We start from the raw sequence: 20,046 nt of genomic DNA, 5'->3' as shown, positions 1-20,046 counted from the left end.
GTCGGCAGGGGGCCAGCCGCCGGCAGGGGGCCAGCCCCCGGGAGCGGGCGGGTTACCGGGAGGGGGCGGGCCGCCGCACTGATGCGGTGGCATCCGCCGGTGTCTTGTTGCATGACCATCAACCGAGGCGCCGCGCCACCCGGGGGCTTCGCAACTTGTCGGCAGAACCCGCGTCGAGGACACCGGGCTCACAAAATTCGAAAGGGAATATCGATCAATGTTGACACCACAATCCGCGCCGGTCGCAGATGTCGGGGGCGTGAACTTCGACGCGGCAGACCGACTGGCAATCATGAACTTGTTCGGCGCTTACGCCTACACCTACGACCAAGACAGGCTTGACGATTTTCGCTCCTTGTTCACCGATTCGCCGGAGCTTGTCTTACTGCACGACAACCGGGAGCTTACGGCGGACATCGATACCGTGATGCGGTTGCTCTCAGTACGGAAATCGGGTTTCAGGGCATCGGGAAACAAACGGCGTCATGCCTTGAACTCGTTGTGGTTCACCGGCCAAAGCGCTGATGAAGCTACCGGGTACTGCTATGTCCAAGTATTCTCAATCCGGCAAGGTGGTTCGCCCGTTGCCGATCTCACCGGCTGTTACGACTTCACCGTGGTCAAGCAGCAGGGTGTGTGGAGGATCAGTCGATGGGTGGTGACCGCCGACCAGACCGAAACCGACTCCCGAGCGACGCCGGCTCGGCAAGCGTGAGCACGGTGTCGTCAGTCGCTTAGCCGGCGCGGGCGGCGGGTGCGCAACGGCAGCGAGAGGATGCGCATGGCCCCCACCGAGGAAAACAGCAAGTCCGGCACCACGTCCGGCGGCGATCTCGAAGGCGTGATAAGCCGCATCATTCGCAGCGAGCCGCCGGCCACGGAGGTCATCGATCGCGTCGCCGCGCAGATTCACCGGAACGTCGTGGTTACCACCTTGTGCAATCCGCTGGCGCACAACGCATTGAACCTGGCGGCTTGGCGCCGGCTGAAGCTGCTGTTCGACGACCTGGCGCGGGAATCAGACCTGCGGGCGGTTGTCGTTCGCGGCGCGGGCGATGCGGCGTTCGCCGCAGGCGCCGACATCAGCGAGTTTTCGCGCACCCGGATGACCGCCGTGGACGCCGCGAACTACAACGAGAGCGTCGCAGCCTGCCTCCGAGCCGTGACCGCACTACCGGTTCCGGTGATCGCGGCGGTGCGTGGTCTTGCCGTCGGTGGCGGCTGCGAACTGATCGCCGCGTGCGATGTCCGTATCGCGGCCGACGACGCGCGCTTTGGCATCCCGATCGGCAAGCTCGGCGTCACGCTCGGCCTCACCGAGTCCGATACCGTTGCGGGCCTCATCGGTCCGGCGGCACTGAAGTACCTGTTGTTCAGCGGAGAGCTGGTCGACGTCGAGCAGGCCGCGCGGTGGGGATTGGTGCAGAAGGTCGTCGCTGCAGACGAATTGCCGGACGCAACAGCCAAACTGGTCGGTCAGATCTGCCGGCAATCGGCGGTGACCATGCGCGCGACGAAGGTGGTTGCCAACATGCACGGCCGGGCGCTGACCGCAGCCGATACCGATGCCCTGATCCGATTCGGTGTCGAAGCCTACGAAGGAGCCGATGTCCGAGAAGGGGTGGCCGCCTTCAGCCAGCGGCGACCGCCGAGATTCGGTGACAGCCAGGAGATCTGAGGTTTCAGCGCAACGAGGGCGGGCTGAGTGCGACCGAAGCCTCGGCGGTGTAGCACAAGAAGGTCAGGGTTTCCTGAAGATAGAGCTGCACGGTGTCGGCGTCGTGACTGGTGTACCCGATCGCGACGTCGGTGCCCAGCTGCAGGTTGAAGTCACCCCCGCGGGTGGTCAGCACGAAAGCGCCGTCGATGGCCGGCGCCCAGATGATGTCGCCGTCGACCAGCCGGTTCAAGTGTTCGCGGATGGGGTAGCCGTGCTCGGTGGTCTCGCTGACCTTGGTGTAGACGTCGGCTGCGAGCAGCACCGAATACGGCCCGTCGACGCCGGCCAGGCGCAGCTCGGTCAGCGCCTGCGAGATGACGTCCGGGATTTCGCGCGGGTCCTCGGGCAAGGTCAGCGGGCGGTTCGCGCTGGCGCTGCGGATGCCCTCGATCGACGCGGCCGCGTAGCCCTCGAAGATGGTGCGGTCCTCGACGAAGGCCAGCTTCTTGGCGGCCGCCTTCACCGGGTCCCAGTCCGAGTCCCGGGAACCACGCTCGACGTCGTCGATCTCGTTGCGCGACAAGGTGAACGGGACACGCAGCCGAACCAGGGGTTTGCTGGCACGCAGGTGGGCGATGACGCCGTCGGTGGGCGCGGTCACGTCGAGCAGCCGACCGGTGCTGACCGCCGCGGCGACCGGTCCGCCGGGACCGCTGACGTCGACCACCCGGCGCCCGGCGATATGCCGCTTGAAGGTCCGGGTGGCCTCCAATTCGATTTCGGCCCAAGCTGATTCGGTGACCGGAGCCAGTTCGCGGTACAGGTTGTTCATCGGGAGGTTCCTTTCAGGCTGCCGATCGGGAGTGAACCGTCGTCGGGGGCCGGCACGGCCGCCGCAGCGGGCGCCGGTGATTGGGGCAGCCGCGGCGGATCGTCGAGGAAGTCGACGGTGGGGGAGAAGAACAGCCCGCCGGTGACTGCCGTGGAAAAATCCAGAATGCGGTCGGTGTTTCCGGCGGGATCGCCGAGAAACATGTTGTGCAGCATCTGTTCGGTGACTTCGGGCGCGCGTGAATAGCCGATGAAGTACGTGCCGTACTCGCCCTTGCCGACCTCGCCGAACGGCATGTTGTGTCGCACGATCTTCAACTCGGTGCCGTCGTCGGCAGTGACGACGTTGAGCGCGATATGCGAGTTGGCCGGCTTCAGGTCATCGCCAAGTTCGATGTCTTCCAGCTTGGTGCGCCCGATCACCCGCTCCTGCTCGGTGACCGACAGCGAGTCCCAGGACCGCATGTCGTGCACATACTTCTGCACGTGCACATAGCAGCCGCCGGCGAACTCCGGATCCTCGTCGCCGACCGCGGTCGCGCTGACAGCGATTGGGCCGCTTGGGTTTTCGGTGCCGTCGACGAAACCCAGCAGATCGCGGTTGTCGAAGAAGCGGAATCCGTGCACCTCGTCGACAACGGTGACCGCGCCGGCCATCGCATTGAGAATGCGCCCGGCCAATTCGAAGCACACGTCCATACTCTCGGCGCGAATGTGAAACAACAGGTCCCCCGGGGTGGCCGGCGCGGTGTGCCGCGGCCCGTGCAGCGCGACGAACGGATGCAGCTTCGCCGGCCGCGGACCGGAAAACAACCGGTCCCAGGCGTGCGAGCCGATCGAGGTCACCACCGACAGATTCTTGCTCGGGTCGCGAAACCCTATCGCGCGCACCAATCCCGAGATGTCGGCCAGCGCGTCATGCACGGCCGGCTCACCGCCGTCGTCGATGGTGGCCACGAGAAAAATCGCGGCCGGCGTCAGCGGCGCGAGGATAGGTTGTGGCTGAACCGATGGCACTCTGCCGACCCTAGCGTGGACCACCTGGTCCCCGACAGCCATGATGGTGAGCATGTCCGGCGGGCCCACACCCACAGCCAGTGCGCGAGGCCTCTGCGAGTTCATCGACGCCTCGCCGTCGCCGTTTCACGTGTGCGCCACCGCGGCCCGGCGGTTGCTGGACGCCGGATACACCGAACTCAGCGAAACCGACCGTTGGCCGCAGCAGCCGGGCCGTTACTTCACCGTCCGGGCCGGCTCGCTGGTCGCCTGGAACAGCGATCACGCCACCGCCGCCCCCGCACCGTTTCGGATCGTCGGCGCGCACACCGACAGTCCTAATTTGCGGGTCAAACAGCACCCGGACCGGCTGGTCGCCGGCTGGCGGGTGGTGGCGCTGGAGCCGTACGGAGGAGCGTGGCTCAATTCCTGGTTGGACCGCGACCTGGGCGTCAGCGGGCGGCTGTCGGTGCGAGACGGCTCCGCGGTGCGTCACCGGCTGGTTCGCATCGACGAGCCGATTCTTCGGGTGCCGCAGCTGGCCATCCATCTGGCCGAGGACCGCAAGTCGCTGACGCTGGATCCCCAACGGCACGTCAACGCGGTCTGGGGGGTTGGTGCGACACCCGGTGCTTTTGTCGACTATGTCGCTGACCGCGCCGCAGTGACCGCGTCCGACGTGCTGGCCGTCGACCTGATGACGCATGACCTGACCCCGGCAGCGGTGATCGGCGCCGACAGCGGCCTGCTGAGCGCGCCGCGGCTGGACAACCAGGCCAGTTGCTATGCCGGGCTGGAAGCGCTGCTTTCCGCCCGGCCGCGCGATGTGCTGCCGGTTTTGGTGATGTTCGACCATGAGGAGGTCGGTTCGTCCTCGGACCGCGGCGCGCAGTCAAACCTGCTGGGTACCGTGCTGGAACGGATCGTGTTGGCCGCCAACGGCAACCGGGAGGACTTCCTGCGGCTGCTGCCGGCGTCGCTGCTGGCGTCGGCCGACATGGCCCATGCCACCCACCCCAATTACCCCGATCGGCACGAGCCGGGCCACCTCATCGAAGTCAACGCCGGGCCGGTGCTCAAGGTGCACCCGAATCTGCGATACGCCACCGACGGGCGTACCGCCGCGGCGTTCGCGATGGCCTGCCGGCAGGCCGGTGTGCCGCTGCAGCGGTATGAGCATCGGGCCGACCTGCCGTGCGGGTCGACCATCGGGCCGCTGGCGTCGGCCCGGACCGGCATCCCCACCGTCGACGTGGGTGCTGCCCAGCTTGCGATGCATTCGGCACGGGAGCTGATGGGCGCGCACGACGTTGCCGCGTATTCTGCCGCGTTGCAAGCGTTTCTGTCGCCCGGGGCATAGGGTCTTGGGCTATGGCGCTCAGCGTGGAGATGGTCACTTTCGACTGCGACGACCCGGTGCGGCTGGCCGGCTGGTGGGCCGAGCACTTCGGCGGTACCACACGCGAGTTGCTGGCGGGCGAATTCATCGTGGTGGCCCGCGACCAAGTGCCGCGGCTGGGGTTTCAGAAGGTGCCCGATCCCACACCGGGGAAGAACCGGGTACATCTGGATTTCACCGCCGAGGATGTGGACGCCGAAGTGGCGCGGTTGACGGCCGGCGGTGCCACCGAGGTGGAGCGGCACCAGTTCGGCGAGAACTTCCGCTGGGTGGTACTGGCCGACCCGGAGGGCAACCTGTTCTGCGTGGCGGGACGGTAACTCGAGCGTCTCGGGCGAGCGTGACGTGGCTGTGAAACCGTCGCGAAATTCGCGCGCTGACGTCACGCTCGGCGAGAAGGATCGCCCGACCTAGACTGTCTGGCGTGACGAGCGCGCAGACCCACGTGATTGACACCGTCGAACATGCCGCAACCACCCCCGACCAACCGCAACCCTTCCACGAGCTGGGCCTCAAAGACGACGAGTACCAGCGGATCCGCGAGATCCTCGGCCGTCGGCCCACCGACACCGAGCTGGCCATGTACTCGGTGATGTGGAGCGAACACTGCTCGTACAAGTCCTCCAAGGTGCACCTGCGCTACTTCGGCGAGACGACCACTGACGAGATGCGCGCCGGGATGCTGGCCGGCATCGGTGAGAACGCCGGCGTGGTCGACATCGGCGACGGCTGGGCCGTCACCTTCAAAGTGGAATCGCACAACCACCCGTCCTACGTCGAGCCCTACCAGGGCGCGGCCACCGGGGTCGGCGGCATCGTGCGCGACATCATGGCCATGGGCGCCCGTCCGGTCGCGGTGATGGACCAGTTGCGGTTCGGCGCGGCCGATGCCCCCGATACCCGCCGCGTCGTCGACGGCGTGGTCCGCGGTATCGGCGGCTACGGCAACTCGCTGGGCCTGCCGAACATCGGTGGCGAGACCGTCTTCGACCCGTGCTATGCCGGAAATCCGTTGGTGAACGCGTTGTGTGTCGGCGTATTACGCCAGGAGGACCTGCATCTCGCATTCGCCTCCGGGGCCGGCAACAAGATCATCCTGTTCGGCGCGCGCACCGGGCTCGACGGCATCGGCGGGGTGTCGGTGCTGGCGTCGGACACCTTCAGTTCTGATGGCACCGACGGCGCCGCCCGCAAGAAGCTGCCCTCGGTGCAAGTGGGCGACCCGTTCACCGAGAAGGTGCTCATCGAATGCTGCCTCGAGCTGTACGCGGGCGGGCTGGTGATCGGCATCCAGGATCTTGGTGGAGCCGGGTTGGCTTGTGCCACTTCGGAATTGGCTTCTGCCGGGGACGGTGGTATGACGATCCGGCTCGATGCCGTCCCGCTGCGCGCCAAGGACATGACCTCCGCCGAGGTGCTCTGCAGCGAGTCGCAGGAACGCATGTGCGCGGTGGTCGCCCCGGAGAACGTGGACGCCTTCATGGCGGTGTGCCGCAAGTGGGAGGTGCTGGCCACCGTGATCGGCGAAGTCACCGACGGTGACCGGTTGCGGATCAGCTGGCACGGCGAGACCGTCGTCGACGTGCCGCCCCGCACGGTGGCCCACGAGGGGCCGGTATACCACCGACCGGTCGCCCGTCCCGAATCGCAGGACGCCCTCAACGCCGACACCTCGGCCAAGCTGCCGCGCCCGGTCGCCGGGGCCGAGTTGCGCGCGACTTTGCTTGCGCTGCTGGGCAGTCCGCACCTGTGCAGCCGGGCGTTCATCACCGAGCAGTACGACCGATACGTGCGCGGCAACACCGTGCTGGCCGAGCACGCCGACGGCGGCGTGCTGCGCATCGACGAGTCGACCGGCCGCGGCATCGCGGTCTCGACCGACGCGTCGGGGCGCTACACCATGCTGGACCCCTACGCCGGCGCCCAACTCGCGCTGGCCGAGGCGTACCGCAACGTCGCCGTCACCGGCGCCACCCCGGTCGCGGTGACCGACTGCCTCAACTTCGGCTCGCCGGAAGATCCCGGCGTGATGTGGCAGTTCGCCCAGGCGGTCCGTGGACTCGCCGATGGCTGTGCGGCCCTGGGCATTCCGGTGACCGGCGGCAATGTCAGCTTCTACAACCAAACCGGGTCCACGGCGATCATGCCCACGCCGGTGGTCGGGGTGCTCGGCGTCTTGGACGATGTAAGTCGACGCCTTCCCACCGCGCTCGGCCGTGAGCCCGGTGAAACGCTGATGCTGCTGGGCGACACCCGCGACGAGTTCGACGGATCGGTCTGGGTTCAGGTGACCGCCGACCACCTGGGCGGCCTGCCGCCCAGAGTCGACCTGGCCCGCGAGCGACTGCTGGCCGAGGTGCTGCGCTCGGCCTCGCGCGACGACCTGGTGTCCGCGGCGCACGACCTGTCCGAAGGGGGGCTCGCCCAGGCCGTCGTCGAAGCAGCGCTGGCAGGTGAAACCGGTTGCCGGATCGTGCTTCCCGAAGGAACCGATCCTTTCATGATGCTGTTCTCCGAGTCGGCAGGCCGGGCATTGGTCGCGGTGCCGCGCACCGAAGAGAGCCGGTTCCGGGCGATGTGCGAGGCGCGCGGCCTGCCCGCGATTCGAATCGGCGTCGTCGATCAGGCCTCGGATGTCGTCGAGTTCCACGGATTGTTCACGGTGTCGCTGACCGAACTGCGCCAGACGTCCGAGGCGGTGCTCCCGCGATTCTTCGGGTAAGTCGTTTTCGCGCAGTGTCTTTGGCCGCCGGCCTGGTCGGCTGGAGCTTTGTCGCCCCACGGCTGCCCACCGCGTGGCGGGTACCGCTGCAGGCGGGGCTGGGGTGGTTGCTGGTGTGGCTGACCCGGGCGCCACTGGGTCTTCGTCCGCCGCGGCTGTGGGCGGGATTGCGGCTGGGCTCGACGGCCGCGGCAGCGGCGACGACGGCGATCGCGGCGACGACACCGGTGCCCGCGGTGCGATTGTCGATGTCGGCGCGGCCGTTGCCGGCGTCGGCGCCGGGATGGCTGGTACTGCACATACCCATCGGCACGGTGTGGGCCGAGGAGGCCGCATTTCGGGCGGCGCTGGCCACCACCGGGACTCAGGCATTCGGCCCGGCGGGTGGGCGGCTGCTGCAGGCCGGCGCCTTCGGCCTTTCCCACATTGCCGACGCGCGCGCGACGGGTGCGCCGCTGGTGCCCACGGTACTGGTCACCGGCCTTGCGGGGTGGGTGTTCGGATGGCTGGCCGAGCGTTGCGGCAGCCTGGCGGCGCCGATCCTGACGCATCTGGCGATCAATGAGGCCGGCGCGGTTGCGGCGCTGACCGTCCAGCGGCGCCGGCGGGCGAGCGCTGCGGGCACACTGGCACGCCGTTATACTTGACGGGCTGTGCTTTTCCAGCGATCACCAGACCGAGAGGGTTGGCACCTCAGGTGCACAGACTTAGGGCCGCGGAGCATCCGCGGCCGGAATACGTTCTCCTACATATCAGCGACACGCATCTCGTCGGCGGGGATGGTCCCCTATACGGCGCTGTGGATGCCGACGGCCGGCTGGGTGAGCTGCTCGACCAGCTGACCCACTCCGGGTTGTGTCCGGATGCCATCGTCTTCACCGGCGACCTGGCCGACACCGGCGAGGCACAGGCGTATCGCAAGCTGCGAGCCGAGGTGGAACCGTTCGCGGCCGAGCTTGGCGCCGAACTCATCTGGGTGATGGGCAACCACGACGACCGGGCAGCGCTGCGCAGCTTCCTGCTCGACGAGGCGCCGTCGATGGCGCCGCTGGACCGGGTGCATATGATCGACGGCCTGCGGATCATCACCCTGGATACCTCGGTACCCGGATACCATCACGGCGAACTGCGACGCTCCCAATTGAGCTGGCTGGCCACGCAATTGGCGACTCCGGCACCGCACGGCACCATCCTGGCGCTGCATCATCCGCCGATCCCCAGTGTCTTGGACCTCGCGGTCACGGTGGAACTCCGGGATCAGGCCGCCCTGGGCCGGGTACTCGACGGCAGCGACGTGCGGTCCATTCTGGCTGGGCACCTGCACTACTCGACGAACGCCACCTTCGTCGGGATCCCGGTGTCGGTGGCATCGGCCACCTGCTACACCCAGGACCTCACCGTTGCCGCAGGCGCAACCCGCGGCAGGGACGGCGCGCAGGGATGCAACCTGGTGCACGTCTACCAAGACACCGTGGTGCATTCGGTGATCCCGCTCGGTAGCGGAAAAACCGTGGGCACCTTTGTCTCTCCCGCCCAGGCGAAACGTCAGATCGCCGAAAGCGGGATGTTCATCGAGCCGTCACGGCGCGATTCGCTGTTCAGCCAGCCTCCAATGGTGCTGACGCCAGCGGCGCGTCCGGGGCCGGCCCGCTGACGTCCGCGGCGACCTTCTCCCACGGCGCGGGGATCGGAAAGTACCGCTCCAAGAAACTGACCACCCGTTGTGCCCGCTCGACCGGGTCGACTTCGGGGAAGCTCCCGTCGTTCAGGCAGAAGAAGTGGTACTGGCGGTGTTTCCGCAATTCCTCCAGCAGGTCCAGGCCCGCGTGGGTGGTGGTGTCGACGTAGCGGACCTTGGCATTTTCCTGTTGGACGGCACGGCCGGTCATCAGCGCGTAGTAGTGGTACAGCGAGTTGGTTACCGAGATGTCGGTGGCCGACCGGAACGCGCTGGCCCGGGTGTGCGCGAATTCCTCCGGGAACTCCTGCTCCATCTCGATGAGCACGCTTTTGCGCAGCGGGACCGCGGTGTGCTCGAGATGGCGCGTGATCAGGTGCCCGAACCGCTCGAACAGCAGCCGCCGGTTGACTCGGGCCGCGTTCTCATGACCACTGCGGTCCGGATCGTTGGCGCCCAGCCCTATCCGGGTCTTGGCCTCGATGAACTTCGTGACGCCGCCGGGGGAGAAGAACATGCTGGCCTTGACCGGCCGCCCGAAGAACATGTCGTCGTTGGAATACAGGAAATGCTCGCTCAGCCCCGGGATGTGGTGCAGCTGGCTCTCCACCGCATGCGAATTGTAGGTAGGCAATGCGGCACGATCCGAGAAGTGGTCCTCGGCTCGAACGATGGTGATTTTCGGATGGTCGGCTAACCACCGCGGCGGGGCTGAATCGGTCGCAATGAAGATGCGACGGATCCACGGGGCAAACATGTTGACCGACCGCAGCGCGTATTTCAACTCATCAATTTGCCTGATCCGCGCTTCGGCGTCGTCGCCTTCGCCCACCACATACTGCGACATTTGCGCGGCGCGCCGCGCCCGGAAAACCGGGTCACTGCCGTCGACCCAGGAGAACACCAGGTCAACGTCGAATGTCACGTCGCTGGCGTGGGGCGTGAACATTCCCTCCAGCGTCGGCCATTTGTACCCGTACAACTTGACCGTCGCCGGGACCAGCTCATTGCGGGGCAACACTTTGCGGGTGAGTGAGTTCTCCACCGGACAACGGATCACCGTCTCGTCGAAAACCCAGAATTGAAGCTCAACTCCGAATGCCGGACCATACCGAAATCCGCCCGGCGCAATCCGTTGCCGATACAGCCTGAGGATTCGCGGATCACCCATTGCGGAAAGCCGGCCATTGGCCAGCAACACCGCAGGAATGCCCTTCTGGTCGATTGTCTTGGCGTACATCGGCTCGGTGCTGCACGCCGCAGCAAGGGCATGCTCGACCGCGGGACGCAGTCGGATGTCGATGGCCAGGATCGGCCCGTTCTTGTGGTCGCGAACCAACAGAAACGGAATATTGGCCCGGTTCAACGCCTTTCGCAAAAAAACCAGATCTTCGAGCTGTGCCTCGTGCGGGGTAAGGCTGGATTCCAGGCGGGCGATTTTGCCTCGCCGGGTGACGATGATCGGAGCCAGGCTACGCTCGGCGGCCCGGCCGCCATCGCTTGAAGGGATTCTGGGCATCGGAACACCGCCTTAGGTAGAGGTGATTACGGCACGGAGAGGATCTCACACTTTGTGCGCCGATGCAGAGTGAGAGCGCTCCCCGCTATCGAAGCGGATGAATGCGATGTGAGCCAAGTCTACAACGCTTGTGCGACAGCCAATTTAGCACCGCCTGGCTACCCGCTGGCAATCTGCTTGTGGCGGCTGGGTATCACCGGGTTCAGTTTTCAGTGGACCCGGTCCTGCTGGTCGGGCAACACGGTGCCGTCGGCTTGGCGCAGCGGCGCCCGGCCGCCGTCGGGCTCGTCGAATCCCTGGGTTGCGCACGGGTAGGGCGGGCTCATCGGCAGCGGATTGACAAAGACCGGGTTGACCATCCAATTGCCGTCGGCATTGGCGTACGCCCAGCACATCAACTCGATCTGGTTGCGATTCAGGACCAGGCGCAGCGCGGTCGCGTCCGTGATGAACGACACGTCTCCGTCGGAGTCGCCTGCGGCGAACACCTGCCGACGCTGCTCCGGAGACTGCTGGAAGGCAGCTGCGCCCTGGACGCCGAACAGTTGCTCGTTGACCCGGCACCGCTTGCCCTCGTTGAAGGGCATCGACGGTTCGCCGCCGCACCACCCAAGGCGGGGCGTCAGGACGTCACCGTCATGGTCTGTGCGCACGCCCATCACGTGGTCAGCCGGGATGCCGATGTCGGTCGCCCACACCCGGACCACCGGCTCAGCCGACGCGGAGATAATCCGCACGCCGAACCCGTTGGCTTGCAGCGTGCCGACGAGGTCTCGCATCTGTGTGTAGTAGCGCACCCAACCGGTCTGTCGGGTACTGCCCACGGTCTGCCCGGATCCCTGGGTGGCGTCGAGGTTCTGCTTCCTGGCCGCGGTAGCGAATTCGGTGATCTCGGCGTCGGTCCAGCCGGCGAGCAGCTGGGCCGCCCAGGCGTCGCCGGGTTGTATGCGGCGGCGGTTGTAACCGGTGAACGCCGATGCCCCCGAACGGGTTTCGTGCCTGGTATAAACGGTCACCAGCTCATCAGCGCAGCTGGTATTGGAGCCGGTGGGCAGCGGTTGTCCGGGATCCGCGAGGCCACCGCAAGCGGCGGCCAACGCCGCTGCCGCTTCAGTGGTGAGGTATGCGCTGGTGGTGGACCAGTTGCCGCCGGCGGGTTGACGGATTTTGGAGTTGTTGATCATCCAATAGAACGTGGCGTTGCCGACGTCGTTTCGGACCATGGTGTTGTCCCAGTCGAACAGCGCCAGGGGAGCGCTGGCGGTGGCCGATTCGGCCTTGCCGCAGCTGCCCAGCCGGGTGATCATCGCGTCGATGCGCTCGCGGTTGTCGCCATACCAACCCGGGTCGGCGGCCAAGGTGCGGCAGTTGTGCGCGGCCGCGTCCGAATGTCGGCCGGCGTAGCTACAACCGGTGAGCGCCAGCACCGGTGTTAGCGCAGCGGCAAGCAGCCGCAACGGCCAGAGCCCCATCGATTTTCCCGCCCCTGGCCTCCGTCAAGGATTGATCGTGTACTCGCCGAACTGACGTCCCCAGACATATTCGGTGAACATCGGCTGGCCGAGTTCGACATGGTTATAGGGCGCCACGCTGGCGCCCACGTCCATCACCAGAAACGGGGCCGGCCACAAGTCGTGAGTGATCGGTTGCCAGCACCCCGGTTTTCCACCGGGTCCTCCCCGGGCGTTGACCCGCGGCAGGTTCTCCGGATAGATGTAGGGGCTCGGTGCGCCGGTAATGCTGCCGGAAGCGGCCCCCAGCGAGTAGCCGGTGAAGCCGAGGGCAGCCCGGATTTTGGGCCCGACTTCGTCGTAGTTGCGGATGGTACAGAAGATTTCGGGGCTGTACTCGTCGAGCAGTTGGCTAGGAACAACCAGATCGGCGGCCCCCCGGGCCAGGTAGGGCCCGCCACGACCGAACACGTCAGAACCGTTGTCGCCCAACCCAACCGCCGCCAGCAATGCCGCATCAAGGCCGGCCCGCCCGTGGTTCATGGCTCGCGCGGTGGTGACTGCCTGGTCCAGCGCAGTCCACAAGTCCGGCGCCGCGTCGGCGTAGACGTCGCCCAGGGCCGCCAGGCCCGCGATGTCGGCCCGGACCATCGGCAGCCGCGGGTTCACGTCGTCGAGGATGGCGCTGCCGTTGACCAGTGCGGCGCCGAACCTGTCCCCGAGGCCGCTCAGGGCCTGAGCGGCCGCGCCCAGCGTCAGGTTGAGTTTGACCGGATCGACCTTTTCGGCAATGGCCGTCAGCGTCTGGAACAGCGTGTTGAATTCCGTCGTCACCGCCGTCGCGTTGATCACCATGGACGGGGTGATGTGTTGGGGATCAGCGTTTTTCGGTGACGTCAGCGACACGTACTTGTTGCCGAAGACCGTCGTCGCCTTGATCTCGCCGCCCACATTGGCCGGAATCGAGTCGATGTACTTCGGATCGACATCCAGCACCAGCTTGGCCGCCGGAACGCCGTCCCGCGTGACCTCCGAAATGCTGGCCACCCGCCCGATCTGCACACCGTTGTACGTGACCTTGGCGCCCGGGTCGGTCACCAGACCCGCGCGCGGAGCCAGCATCGTCAACGTGGTCTTCGGGATGAAAGCCCCGCGAAACTGCGCGTAGAGCCCGGCGCCGACGAGCGCCAACACCATCAGCCCCAGCAGACCGATGATCTTGTACGGTGGCCGCGTTCGCGGATCCATGATTCTGAGACCCTAGAGCATGGCCACCCGCGGTAAAGCCGATCCGGCTAAGACTCGGCAGGCTGTGTTGGCTGTTGCGGACTGGCTGCGCGACGAGACGCGTCCGGCACCCGACCGGGATGCGCTGGCGACGGCGGTTCGGCTCACCGCGCGCACCCTGTCCGAACTGGCTCCCGGCGCCAGCGTTGAGGTCCGGATCCCGCCGTTCGCGGCGGTGCAATGTGTTTCCGGGCCCAAGCACACCCGCGGCACACCGCCCAATGTCGTGGAAACAGCTCCGCGCACCTGGCTGCTGCTGGTCACCGCACTATTGACGATCGAGGACGCGGCGACCAACGGAGGGCTGATCCTGTCAGGTCCGCGGGCGCGCGCGATCGCGTCGTGGCTGCCGCTGGTGAATCTGTCGGGCTGAATATCGGCGGCATCATTCCGCTGCGCCGGCGTACCGGCAAGGCTTGCGATCCCCGGACACGCCACGTCGATTCGGCGACATGCCCGGATTACCCGTAGACTCCCTATACGTCACCATTCGCGCCCCAGGGAGTCGCCTAACCGTGACCGTCCAGCAGCCCGAGCAAGACCTGAACTCGCCCCGTGAAGAGTGTGGTGTATTCGGGGTCTGGGCCCCGGGGGAAGATGTCGCCAAACTCACTTACTACGGCCTGTACGCGTTGCAGCATCGCGGCCAGGAGGCCGCGGGGATCGCGGTAGCCGATGGCTCGCAAGTGCTGGTCTTCAAGGACCTCGGCCTGGTCAGCCAGGTATTCGACGAGCAGACCTTGGCGGCCATGCAGGGCCACGTCGCCATCGGGCACTGCCGATACTCCACCACAGGCGACACGACCTGGGAAAACGCCCAACCGGTGTTCCGTAATACCGCAGCCGGCACCGGGGTCGCCCTGGGACACAACGGGAACCTGGTCAATACCGCCGCCCTCGCCGCCCGCGCCCGCGAAGCGGGATTGATCGGTGGCCGCTGCTGCCCCGCTCCGGCGACAACCGACTCCGACATCCTGGGCGCGCTGCTGGCCCACGGCTCGGCCGATTCCACCCTGGAACAGGCGGCGCTGGAACTGCTGCCGACCGTGCGCGGCGCGTTCTGTCTGACGTTCATGGACGAGAACACGCTGTATGCCTGCCGTGACCCGCACGGTGTGCGGCCGCTGTCGCTCGGGCGGCTGGATCGCGGCTGGGTGGTGGCCTCGGAAACCGCTGCGCTCGACATCGTCGGCGCGTCCTTCGTCCGCGACATCGAACCGGGCGAATTGCTGGCGATCGACGCCGACGGCGTGCGGTCCGCCCGCTTCGCCAACCCCACGCCCAAGGGCTGCATCTTCGAATTCGTCTATCTGGCTCGGCCGGACAGCACGATCGCCGGCCGGTCGGTGCACGGCTCCCGGCTGGAGATCGGTCGTCGGCTGGCCCGCGAATGCCCGGTTGACGCGGATCTGGTCATCGGGGTGCCGGAATCGGGAACTCCCGCCGCCGTGGGATACGCCCAGGAGTCCGGCATCCCCTACGGGCAGGGGCTGATGAAGAACGCCTACGTCGGGCGTACCTTCATCCAGCCGTCACAGACCATCCGCCAGCTCGGCATCCGGCTGAAGCTGAACCCGCTCAAAGAGGTGATCCGCGGCAAGCGGCTGATCGTCGTCGACGACTCGATTGTGCGAGGCAACACCCAGCGCGCGCTGGTGCGCATGCTGCGGGAGGCCGGCGCGGTGGAAGTCCACGTGCGCATCGCCTCGCCGCCGGTGAAGTGGCCGTGCTTCTACGGGATCGACTTTCCCTCGCCGGCTGAGCTGATCGCCAACGCCGTGGAGGCCGAGGCCGAGATGCTCGAAGCGGTCCGGCATGCCATCAACGCCGACACGCTCGGATACATTTCGCTGCGCGGACTGGTCGCCGCGACCGAGCAACCCGCCTCGCGGCTGTGCACCGCCTGTTTCGATGGCGTCTACCCCATCGAACTGCCCAGCGAGACCGCACTGGGCAAGAACGTCATCGAGCAGATGCTCGTCAACGCGGCACGCGGAGCCGGCCTGGGTGACCTTGCTGCCGATGAAGTTCCGGTCGGTCGCTGACCAAGCAGCCCCCGTAACCGATTCCGATAGGCGGTCGGCCTGAGAGCGCCGGTCGCCGATACCGGTGGTGCGTGTCGCCCGGTAGCCTTTATCGCGATGACGGAACCGCCACAAAGTCCAGAAAGCTCCCTAACAGGCCTGACTAACCAGGGCATCACCTACGCCTCGGCGGGGGTGGACATTGACGCAGGTGACCGCGCCGTCGAGATGTTCAAGCCGCTGGCAACGAAGGCCACCAGACCTGAGGTGCGCGGCGGACTAGGCGGTTTCGCCGGATTGTTCGCGCTGCGCGGCGGCTACCGCGAACCGGTGCTGGCCGCCTCCACCGACGGTGTCGGCACCAAGCTGGCGGTTGCTCAGGCAATGGACAAACACGACACCGTTGGCCTAGACCTGGTCGCGATGGTGGTCGATGACCTGGTGGTGTGCGGTGCCGAGCCGCTGTTCCTGCAGGACTACATCGCGGTCGGTCGCACGGTGCCGGAACGGGTGAGCGCGATCGTCAGCGGCATCGCGGAGGGCTGCGTGCGCGCTGGCTGCGCTCTGCTGGGTGGCGAGACCGCTGAACATCCCGGCTTGATGGAACCCGATCACTACGACATCTCGGCCACCGGCGTCGGCGTGGTGGAGGCCGACGATGTGCTGGGTCCCGAGCGGGTGAAACCTGGCGACGCGATCATCGCGATGGGGTCGTCGGGTCTGCATTCCAACGGATACTCGCTGGCCCGCGCGGTCCTGTTGGAGATAGACCGGATGAACCTCGCCGGTTACGTGGAGGAGTTCGGTCGGACTCTGGGCGAGGAATTGCTGGAGCCCACCCTGATTTACGCCAAGGACTGTCTGGCGCTCGCCGCCGAAACGCACGTCCGCACGTTTTGCCACGTCACCGGCGGCGGGCTGGCCGGCAACCTGGAACGGGTCATTCCACACGGTCTGATCGCCGAAGTAGACCGAGGCACATGGACACCCGCACCGGTGTTCGCCATGATCGCCCAGCGTGGCCGGGTAGTGCGGCAAGAGATGGAAAAGACGTTCAACATGGGCATCGGCATGGTCGCCATCGTCGCGCCCGAAGACACCGACCGGGCGTTGGCCATACTGACCGCACGGCACCTGAACTGCTGGGTTTTGGGAACCGTGCGCAAAGGCGGGAAAGACGGTCCACGTGCCACATTAGTCGGCCGGCATCCGAGGTTTTAGACACCGGCTTCATTCTGTTTGCGCTGATCCCCGCCTCGCGCTCGGCCGCGGACAGCACGAAAGTCCCTTCTGCGATTGCGCCGGGCTGCCCACCGCCATAGGAAAAAGATCCGCCGACTGCGCTCGGCGCGGGCGACCGGGCTAGCCCGAAGCCCCGTTGAGCCCGGCTGCGCCCGGATCGCCGCTGTGTCCGGGTGCGCCCGCATCGCCGGCCACAGCCGATCCGCGTCAATAGATATAGGGGCACCAAACGGACAACGTCCTTGCCGGAGGGACCGAAGGCAACACCACACGCACCCCCGGTCGGCCGTTCATAGGCGCACTCGCACCTCCAGTTGAGGTGGATCGCACCCACCGATGGCTCACCGTAAAACGCGGCTCTATCGCCGGGTATTCATACGCGTATTTGTGAAATCAGCCCGACGGCCCGCACGGCCGCAGAACGGGGTGAAAACCGGGGCCCCTGGGTGCGCTTCTAGCGGCGCCAGCTGTCCTCATCGGCCCACGAGTCGTCGACGTCGTTGTCTAGCTGGTCTGATGCATCGGCACTTGCTCCGGACAGCTCGCGCTGAAGCCGCTGGAAGTCGGTCTGCGGGGAGCTGTATTTGAGTTCTCGAGCAACCTTGGTCTGCTTTGCCTTAGCCCGGCCGCGGCCCATGGGGGGACCCCCTCGCGAAATAACGGAGCGGCCTACGAGTAGGCGGCTCCGATCTCTTAGTGTCGTTATTGTCCTGCCGACAGCTTACCGTGCCCGTGCGTAGGCGTGGGCACGCCCTGGCACCCAAGTGCCGGCAGCATGGCGGACGTCACAGGTTTCACCGAACACCGCGTCGTAATCGCTCGACGGCCAGCCGCCCGGCGCCGACTTCGTCGGCAGGCGGCAAGGACTCGGCGTCGATCACCGCTGCGATATCGGCATCGGGGCCGGTCGTGAGCTCGGTGTCGACAGGCAGGCCCCGCTTGACCAGAGCCAAGGCGACGGGGCCGAGGTCGACATGCTCGACCACCGTTCCGACGCGTCCGACAGCGCGACCGCCCGCCATCACCGCATCACCGGTGGACGGCCGGTCCCCAGAGCCGTCCAGATGCAACAGCACCAGCATCCGCGGCGGTTTGCCGAGGTTATGCACCCGCGCGACGGTTTCTTGTCCGCGGTAGCAGCCCTTGTCCAGGTGTACGGCCCCGAGCCCGGGCCCGCCGATCCAGCCCACTTCATGGGGAATCGTGCGTTCGTCGGTGTCGACGCCCAGCCGTGGGCGTCTGGCCGCCACGCGGTGCGCTTCGTAGGTCCACACCCCGGCCGGTCGGACGCCCACTTGCGTCAAGCGGTGCTGCCAGTCAGCGCAGTCAGCACGCGGCACAAGCAGGTCTAATTCGATATGCCCGGCGGGAGCCGGCATCCGGCGCACGAATCCGCCGCCGGCGAGCGGGACCGCAGCCATTTCGGACGGCAATGCATCCAGGCCCAACACGTCCAGCACCGCTGGATCGGCCAACCGCGGGCCCAGCAGCGACAGCACCGCCAGATCGGCGGCCTCAGGGGTGACGGCGGCCCAAAACACCATCTTTCGCAGATAACTCAACAGCGGTTCGCCGCGCCACGGTTCGGTGTCGAGGTAGGTGGTGTCAGCCAACTCGGTTTGGATCCAGTGGTCTTCCACCCGGCCCTGCCCGTCCAGGCTGAGATTCTCAGTGCTGGCACCCTCGGGCAGATCACTGACGTGCTGCGTGGAAATGCTGTGCAACCAGGTCTGCCGGTCCTTGCCGGTCAAGGTGATGACGGCCCGGTGGGAGCGGTCGACGAACACGGCCTCGGTTTGGGCCGCGCGCTGTTCGCCCAACGGATCACCGTAATGCCAGATCGCGCCGGCATCGGGTCCTGGATCTGGGGCTGGAACTGCGGTCACACGTCGACTCTACGGAAACTCGATGCAGCGAACTCTCCGAACCGAGCGGGCTTGAACCCGCTGCGCGCGGCACTGCCGCGCTTGCGGCCGGCGGTACGGTCCGGTGGCGACCCGCTGCGCGCGGCACTGCCGCGCTTGCGGCCGGCGGTACGGTCCGGTGGCGACCCGCTGCGCGCGGCACTGCCGCGCTTGCGGCCACCACGGGGCCATTAGGCTCCTGGGGCATGGCTGGGCAGACGGGCGTTGTCGTCACGCTCGACGGTGAAATCCTCGAGCCGGAGACGCCGTTGTTGCGGGCCGATGACCTCGCCGCGGTCCGGGGCGACGGCGTCTTCGAGACGTTGCTGGTGCGCGACGGTGCGGCATGTCTGGTAGAGCCCCATCTGCAACGGCTGACCCATTCGGCCCGACTGATGGATCTGCCCGAACCGGACCTCGCCGGCTGGCGGCACGCCATCAACCTGGCGACGCAGCGGTGGGTTGCCGGCACCAGCGACGAGGGTGCGATGCGGCTGATCTACAGCCGCGGCCGGGAGAGCGGTCCCCCGCTCGCGGCAGGTGAGCCCGCCGCGGCCACGGCCTACGTGATGGTCAACCCCGTCCCCGACCGGGTTGGCGCGGTCCGGCGTTCCGGCCTCGCGGCGATCACCCTGGACCGCGGACTGCCGGCCGCCGGCGCCGACACGATGCCCTGGCTCATGGCCGGCGCCAAGACGTTGTCCTACGCGGTCAACATGGCCGCCCTGCGTCACGCCGCCCGGCAAGGCGCCGGCGACGTCATCTTCGTCAGCACCGACGGCTACATCCTCGAAGGACCCCGCTCCACGGTGATCATCGCTACCGACGATGACGGCATGGCCAGCGGTAACCCGTGCCTGCTCACGCCGCCGCCGTGGTATCCGATCCTGCGCGGCACCACCCAACAAGCCCTCTTCCACGTGGCCCGGGCCAACGGCTACGACTGCGACTACCGGGCCTTGCGAGTATCCGATCTGGTTGCCGCTCAAGGGGTTTGGCTGGTATCGAGCATGACCCTGGCGGCTCGCGTGCACACCCTCAACGGCCGGCGACTACCCCCCGCCCCGATCGCCGCCGCATTCGCCGAATTGGTCGATGCGGCCATCGTCAGCGACCGCTGAAGACGCCAATTCTGTTGTCGGCAGCTCGAAGTGAGGGTACGGTCAGCCGTACACAGGAGAGGAGGTGGTCCGCGAAATTGATAGCTTCATGGACATGTGAGGTGGCTGCGCGCTAGCTGCAATGGCTCGGAAGAGCCGGCGTTCAACGCGCGCTGGCGAATCCCACGTAGCCACCCGGCCCTCGAGCTTCCGGTCTGTCCAACCGGAAATGC

18 protein-coding genes are annotated in these 20,046 nt (G+C 66.8%); 11 read left to right on the top strand and 7 right to left on the bottom strand.

The features are described 5' to 3' along the window. The first annotated feature begins 217 nt into the window (after positions 1-217). Both EET03_RS23790 and EET03_RS23785 read left to right on the top strand, forming a co-directional pair. Entirely contained in the window at positions 218-715 is a 498-nt protein-coding gene (locus tag EET03_RS23790) for a nuclear transport factor 2 family protein (protein ID WP_075542827.1), read from the top strand. A gap of 66 nt (positions 716-781) precedes the next feature. Further along, a complete protein-coding gene (locus EET03_RS23785) occupies positions 782-1,678 on the top strand; it encodes an enoyl-CoA hydratase/isomerase family protein (protein ID WP_075542834.1) in 897 nt (298 codons plus the stop codon). Positions 1,679-1,682: 4 nt separating this feature from the next. Here the strand turns inward: EET03_RS23785 and EET03_RS23780 are convergent, their stop codons facing one another. Further along, on the bottom strand, positions 1,683-2,492 hold the full coding sequence (locus EET03_RS23780) for a family 1 encapsulin nanocompartment shell protein (protein WP_075542826.1): 810 nt from the start codon (positions 2,490-2,492) through the stop codon (positions 1,683-1,685). Continuing rightward, positions 2,489-3,550: a Dyp-type peroxidase gene (locus EET03_RS23775; protein ID WP_208649126.1), complete on the bottom strand. Its 1,062-nt coding sequence runs from the start codon at positions 3,548-3,550 to the stop codon at positions 2,489-2,491. The genes EET03_RS23780 and EET03_RS23775 overlap by 4 nt, the downstream gene beginning before the upstream one ends. Positions 3,551-3,560: 10 nt before the next feature. Between EET03_RS23775 and EET03_RS23770 the strand changes: the two genes are divergently transcribed. The 5 genes from EET03_RS23770 (at position 3,561) to cpdA (ending at position 9,262) form a co-directional block, all read left to right on the top strand. Next, positions 3,561-4,847 (top strand): M18 family aminopeptidase, encoded by a 1,287-nt coding sequence (locus EET03_RS23770; RefSeq protein WP_167470691.1) that lies wholly within the window; start codon positions 3,561-3,563, stop codon positions 4,845-4,847. Positions 4,848-4,858: 11 nt separating this feature from the next. Next, on the top strand, positions 4,859-5,206 hold the full coding sequence (locus tag EET03_RS23765; protein WP_075542824.1) for a VOC family protein: 348 nt from the start codon (positions 4,859-4,861) through the stop codon (positions 5,204-5,206). A gap of 125 nt (positions 5,207-5,331) precedes the next feature. Further along, on the top strand, positions 5,332-7,608 hold the full coding sequence (gene purL, locus EET03_RS23760) for a phosphoribosylformylglycinamidine synthase subunit PurL (protein ID WP_099194266.1): 2,277 nt from the start codon (positions 5,332-5,334) through the stop codon (positions 7,606-7,608). Beyond that, positions 7,596-8,255, top strand: coding sequence for an Rv0804 family intramembrane glutamic endopeptidase (locus EET03_RS23755; RefSeq protein ID WP_122508835.1), 660 nt, complete (start codon positions 7,596-7,598; stop codon positions 8,253-8,255). The genes purL and EET03_RS23755 overlap by 13 nt, the downstream gene beginning before the upstream one ends. A 50-nt stretch (positions 8,256-8,305) precedes the next feature. Continuing rightward, positions 8,306-9,262: a 3',5'-cyclic adenosine monophosphate phosphodiesterase CpdA gene (cpdA, locus tag EET03_RS23750; protein ID WP_075542822.1), complete on the top strand. Its 957-nt coding sequence runs from the start codon at positions 8,306-8,308 to the stop codon at positions 9,260-9,262. Here the strand turns inward: cpdA and EET03_RS23745 are convergent. The 3 genes from EET03_RS23745 to EET03_RS23735 all read right to left on the bottom strand — a co-directional run bounded on the left by EET03_RS23745 (position 9,207) and on the right by EET03_RS23735 (position 13,504). Continuing rightward, positions 9,207-10,805 carry a stealth family protein gene (locus EET03_RS23745; RefSeq protein ID WP_075542821.1) on the bottom strand — a complete coding sequence of 533 codons (1,599 nt, stop codon included), beginning with the start codon at positions 10,803-10,805 and terminating at the stop codon, positions 9,207-9,209. The genes cpdA and EET03_RS23745 overlap by 56 nt on opposite strands. Positions 10,806-11,014: 209 nt before the next feature. Beyond that, on the bottom strand, positions 11,015-12,277 hold the full coding sequence (locus EET03_RS23740) for a haloacid dehalogenase-like hydrolase (protein WP_244232506.1): 1,263 nt from the start codon (positions 12,275-12,277) through the stop codon (positions 11,015-11,017). Between the two features lie 24 nt (positions 12,278-12,301). After that, positions 12,302-13,504 (bottom strand): MCE family protein, encoded by a 1,203-nt coding sequence (locus EET03_RS23735; RefSeq protein ID WP_075542820.1) that lies wholly within the window; start codon positions 13,502-13,504, stop codon positions 12,302-12,304. Positions 13,505-13,523: 19 nt separating this feature from the next. Between EET03_RS23735 and EET03_RS23730 the strand changes: the two genes are divergently transcribed. The 3 genes from EET03_RS23730 (at position 13,524) to purM (ending at position 16,788) form a co-directional block, all read left to right on the top strand. Next, positions 13,524-13,916 carry a sterol carrier family protein gene (locus EET03_RS23730; RefSeq protein WP_075542819.1) on the top strand — a complete coding sequence of 131 codons (393 nt, stop codon included), beginning with the start codon at positions 13,524-13,526 and terminating at the stop codon, positions 13,914-13,916. A gap of 142 nt (positions 13,917-14,058) precedes the next feature. After that, entirely contained in the window at positions 14,059-15,588 is a 1,530-nt protein-coding gene (purF, locus tag EET03_RS23725; protein WP_208649124.1) for an amidophosphoribosyltransferase, read from the top strand. 96 nt (positions 15,589-15,684) lie between these two features. Next, positions 15,685-16,788, top strand: a complete 1,104-nt coding sequence (purM, locus tag EET03_RS23720; protein WP_075542817.1) for a phosphoribosylformylglycinamidine cyclo-ligase — start codon at positions 15,685-15,687, stop codon at positions 16,786-16,788. A gap of 475 nt (positions 16,789-17,263) precedes the next feature. Here purM and EET03_RS23715 read toward each other — a convergent pair whose 3' ends face one another. After that, complete coding sequence (locus EET03_RS23715; protein WP_075542816.1) at positions 17,264-17,446, bottom strand: DUF3073 domain-containing protein; 183 nt, start codon at positions 17,444-17,446, stop codon at positions 17,264-17,266. Positions 17,447-17,603: 157 nt separating this feature from the next. Continuing rightward, entirely contained in the window at positions 17,604-18,695 is a 1,092-nt protein-coding gene (ygfZ, locus tag EET03_RS23710; protein WP_075542815.1) for a CAF17-like 4Fe-4S cluster assembly/insertion protein YgfZ, read from the bottom strand. Between the two features lie 224 nt (positions 18,696-18,919). On the opposite strand from ygfZ, the gene EET03_RS23700 reads away from it, so the two are divergent. Next, complete coding sequence (locus tag EET03_RS23700; protein WP_075542814.1) at positions 18,920-19,834, top strand: aminodeoxychorismate lyase; 915 nt, start codon at positions 18,920-18,922, stop codon at positions 19,832-19,834. Positions 19,835-20,046 lie beyond the last annotated feature (212 nt).

Source organism: Mycobacterium innocens, assembly GCF_900566055.1.
Classification (GTDB): Bacteria; Actinomycetota; Actinomycetes; order Mycobacteriales; family Mycobacteriaceae; genus Mycobacterium; species Mycobacterium innocens.
The sequence above is the reverse complement of the archived record's forward strand: the minus strand, read 5'-3'. Positions and strand labels throughout refer to the sequence as shown.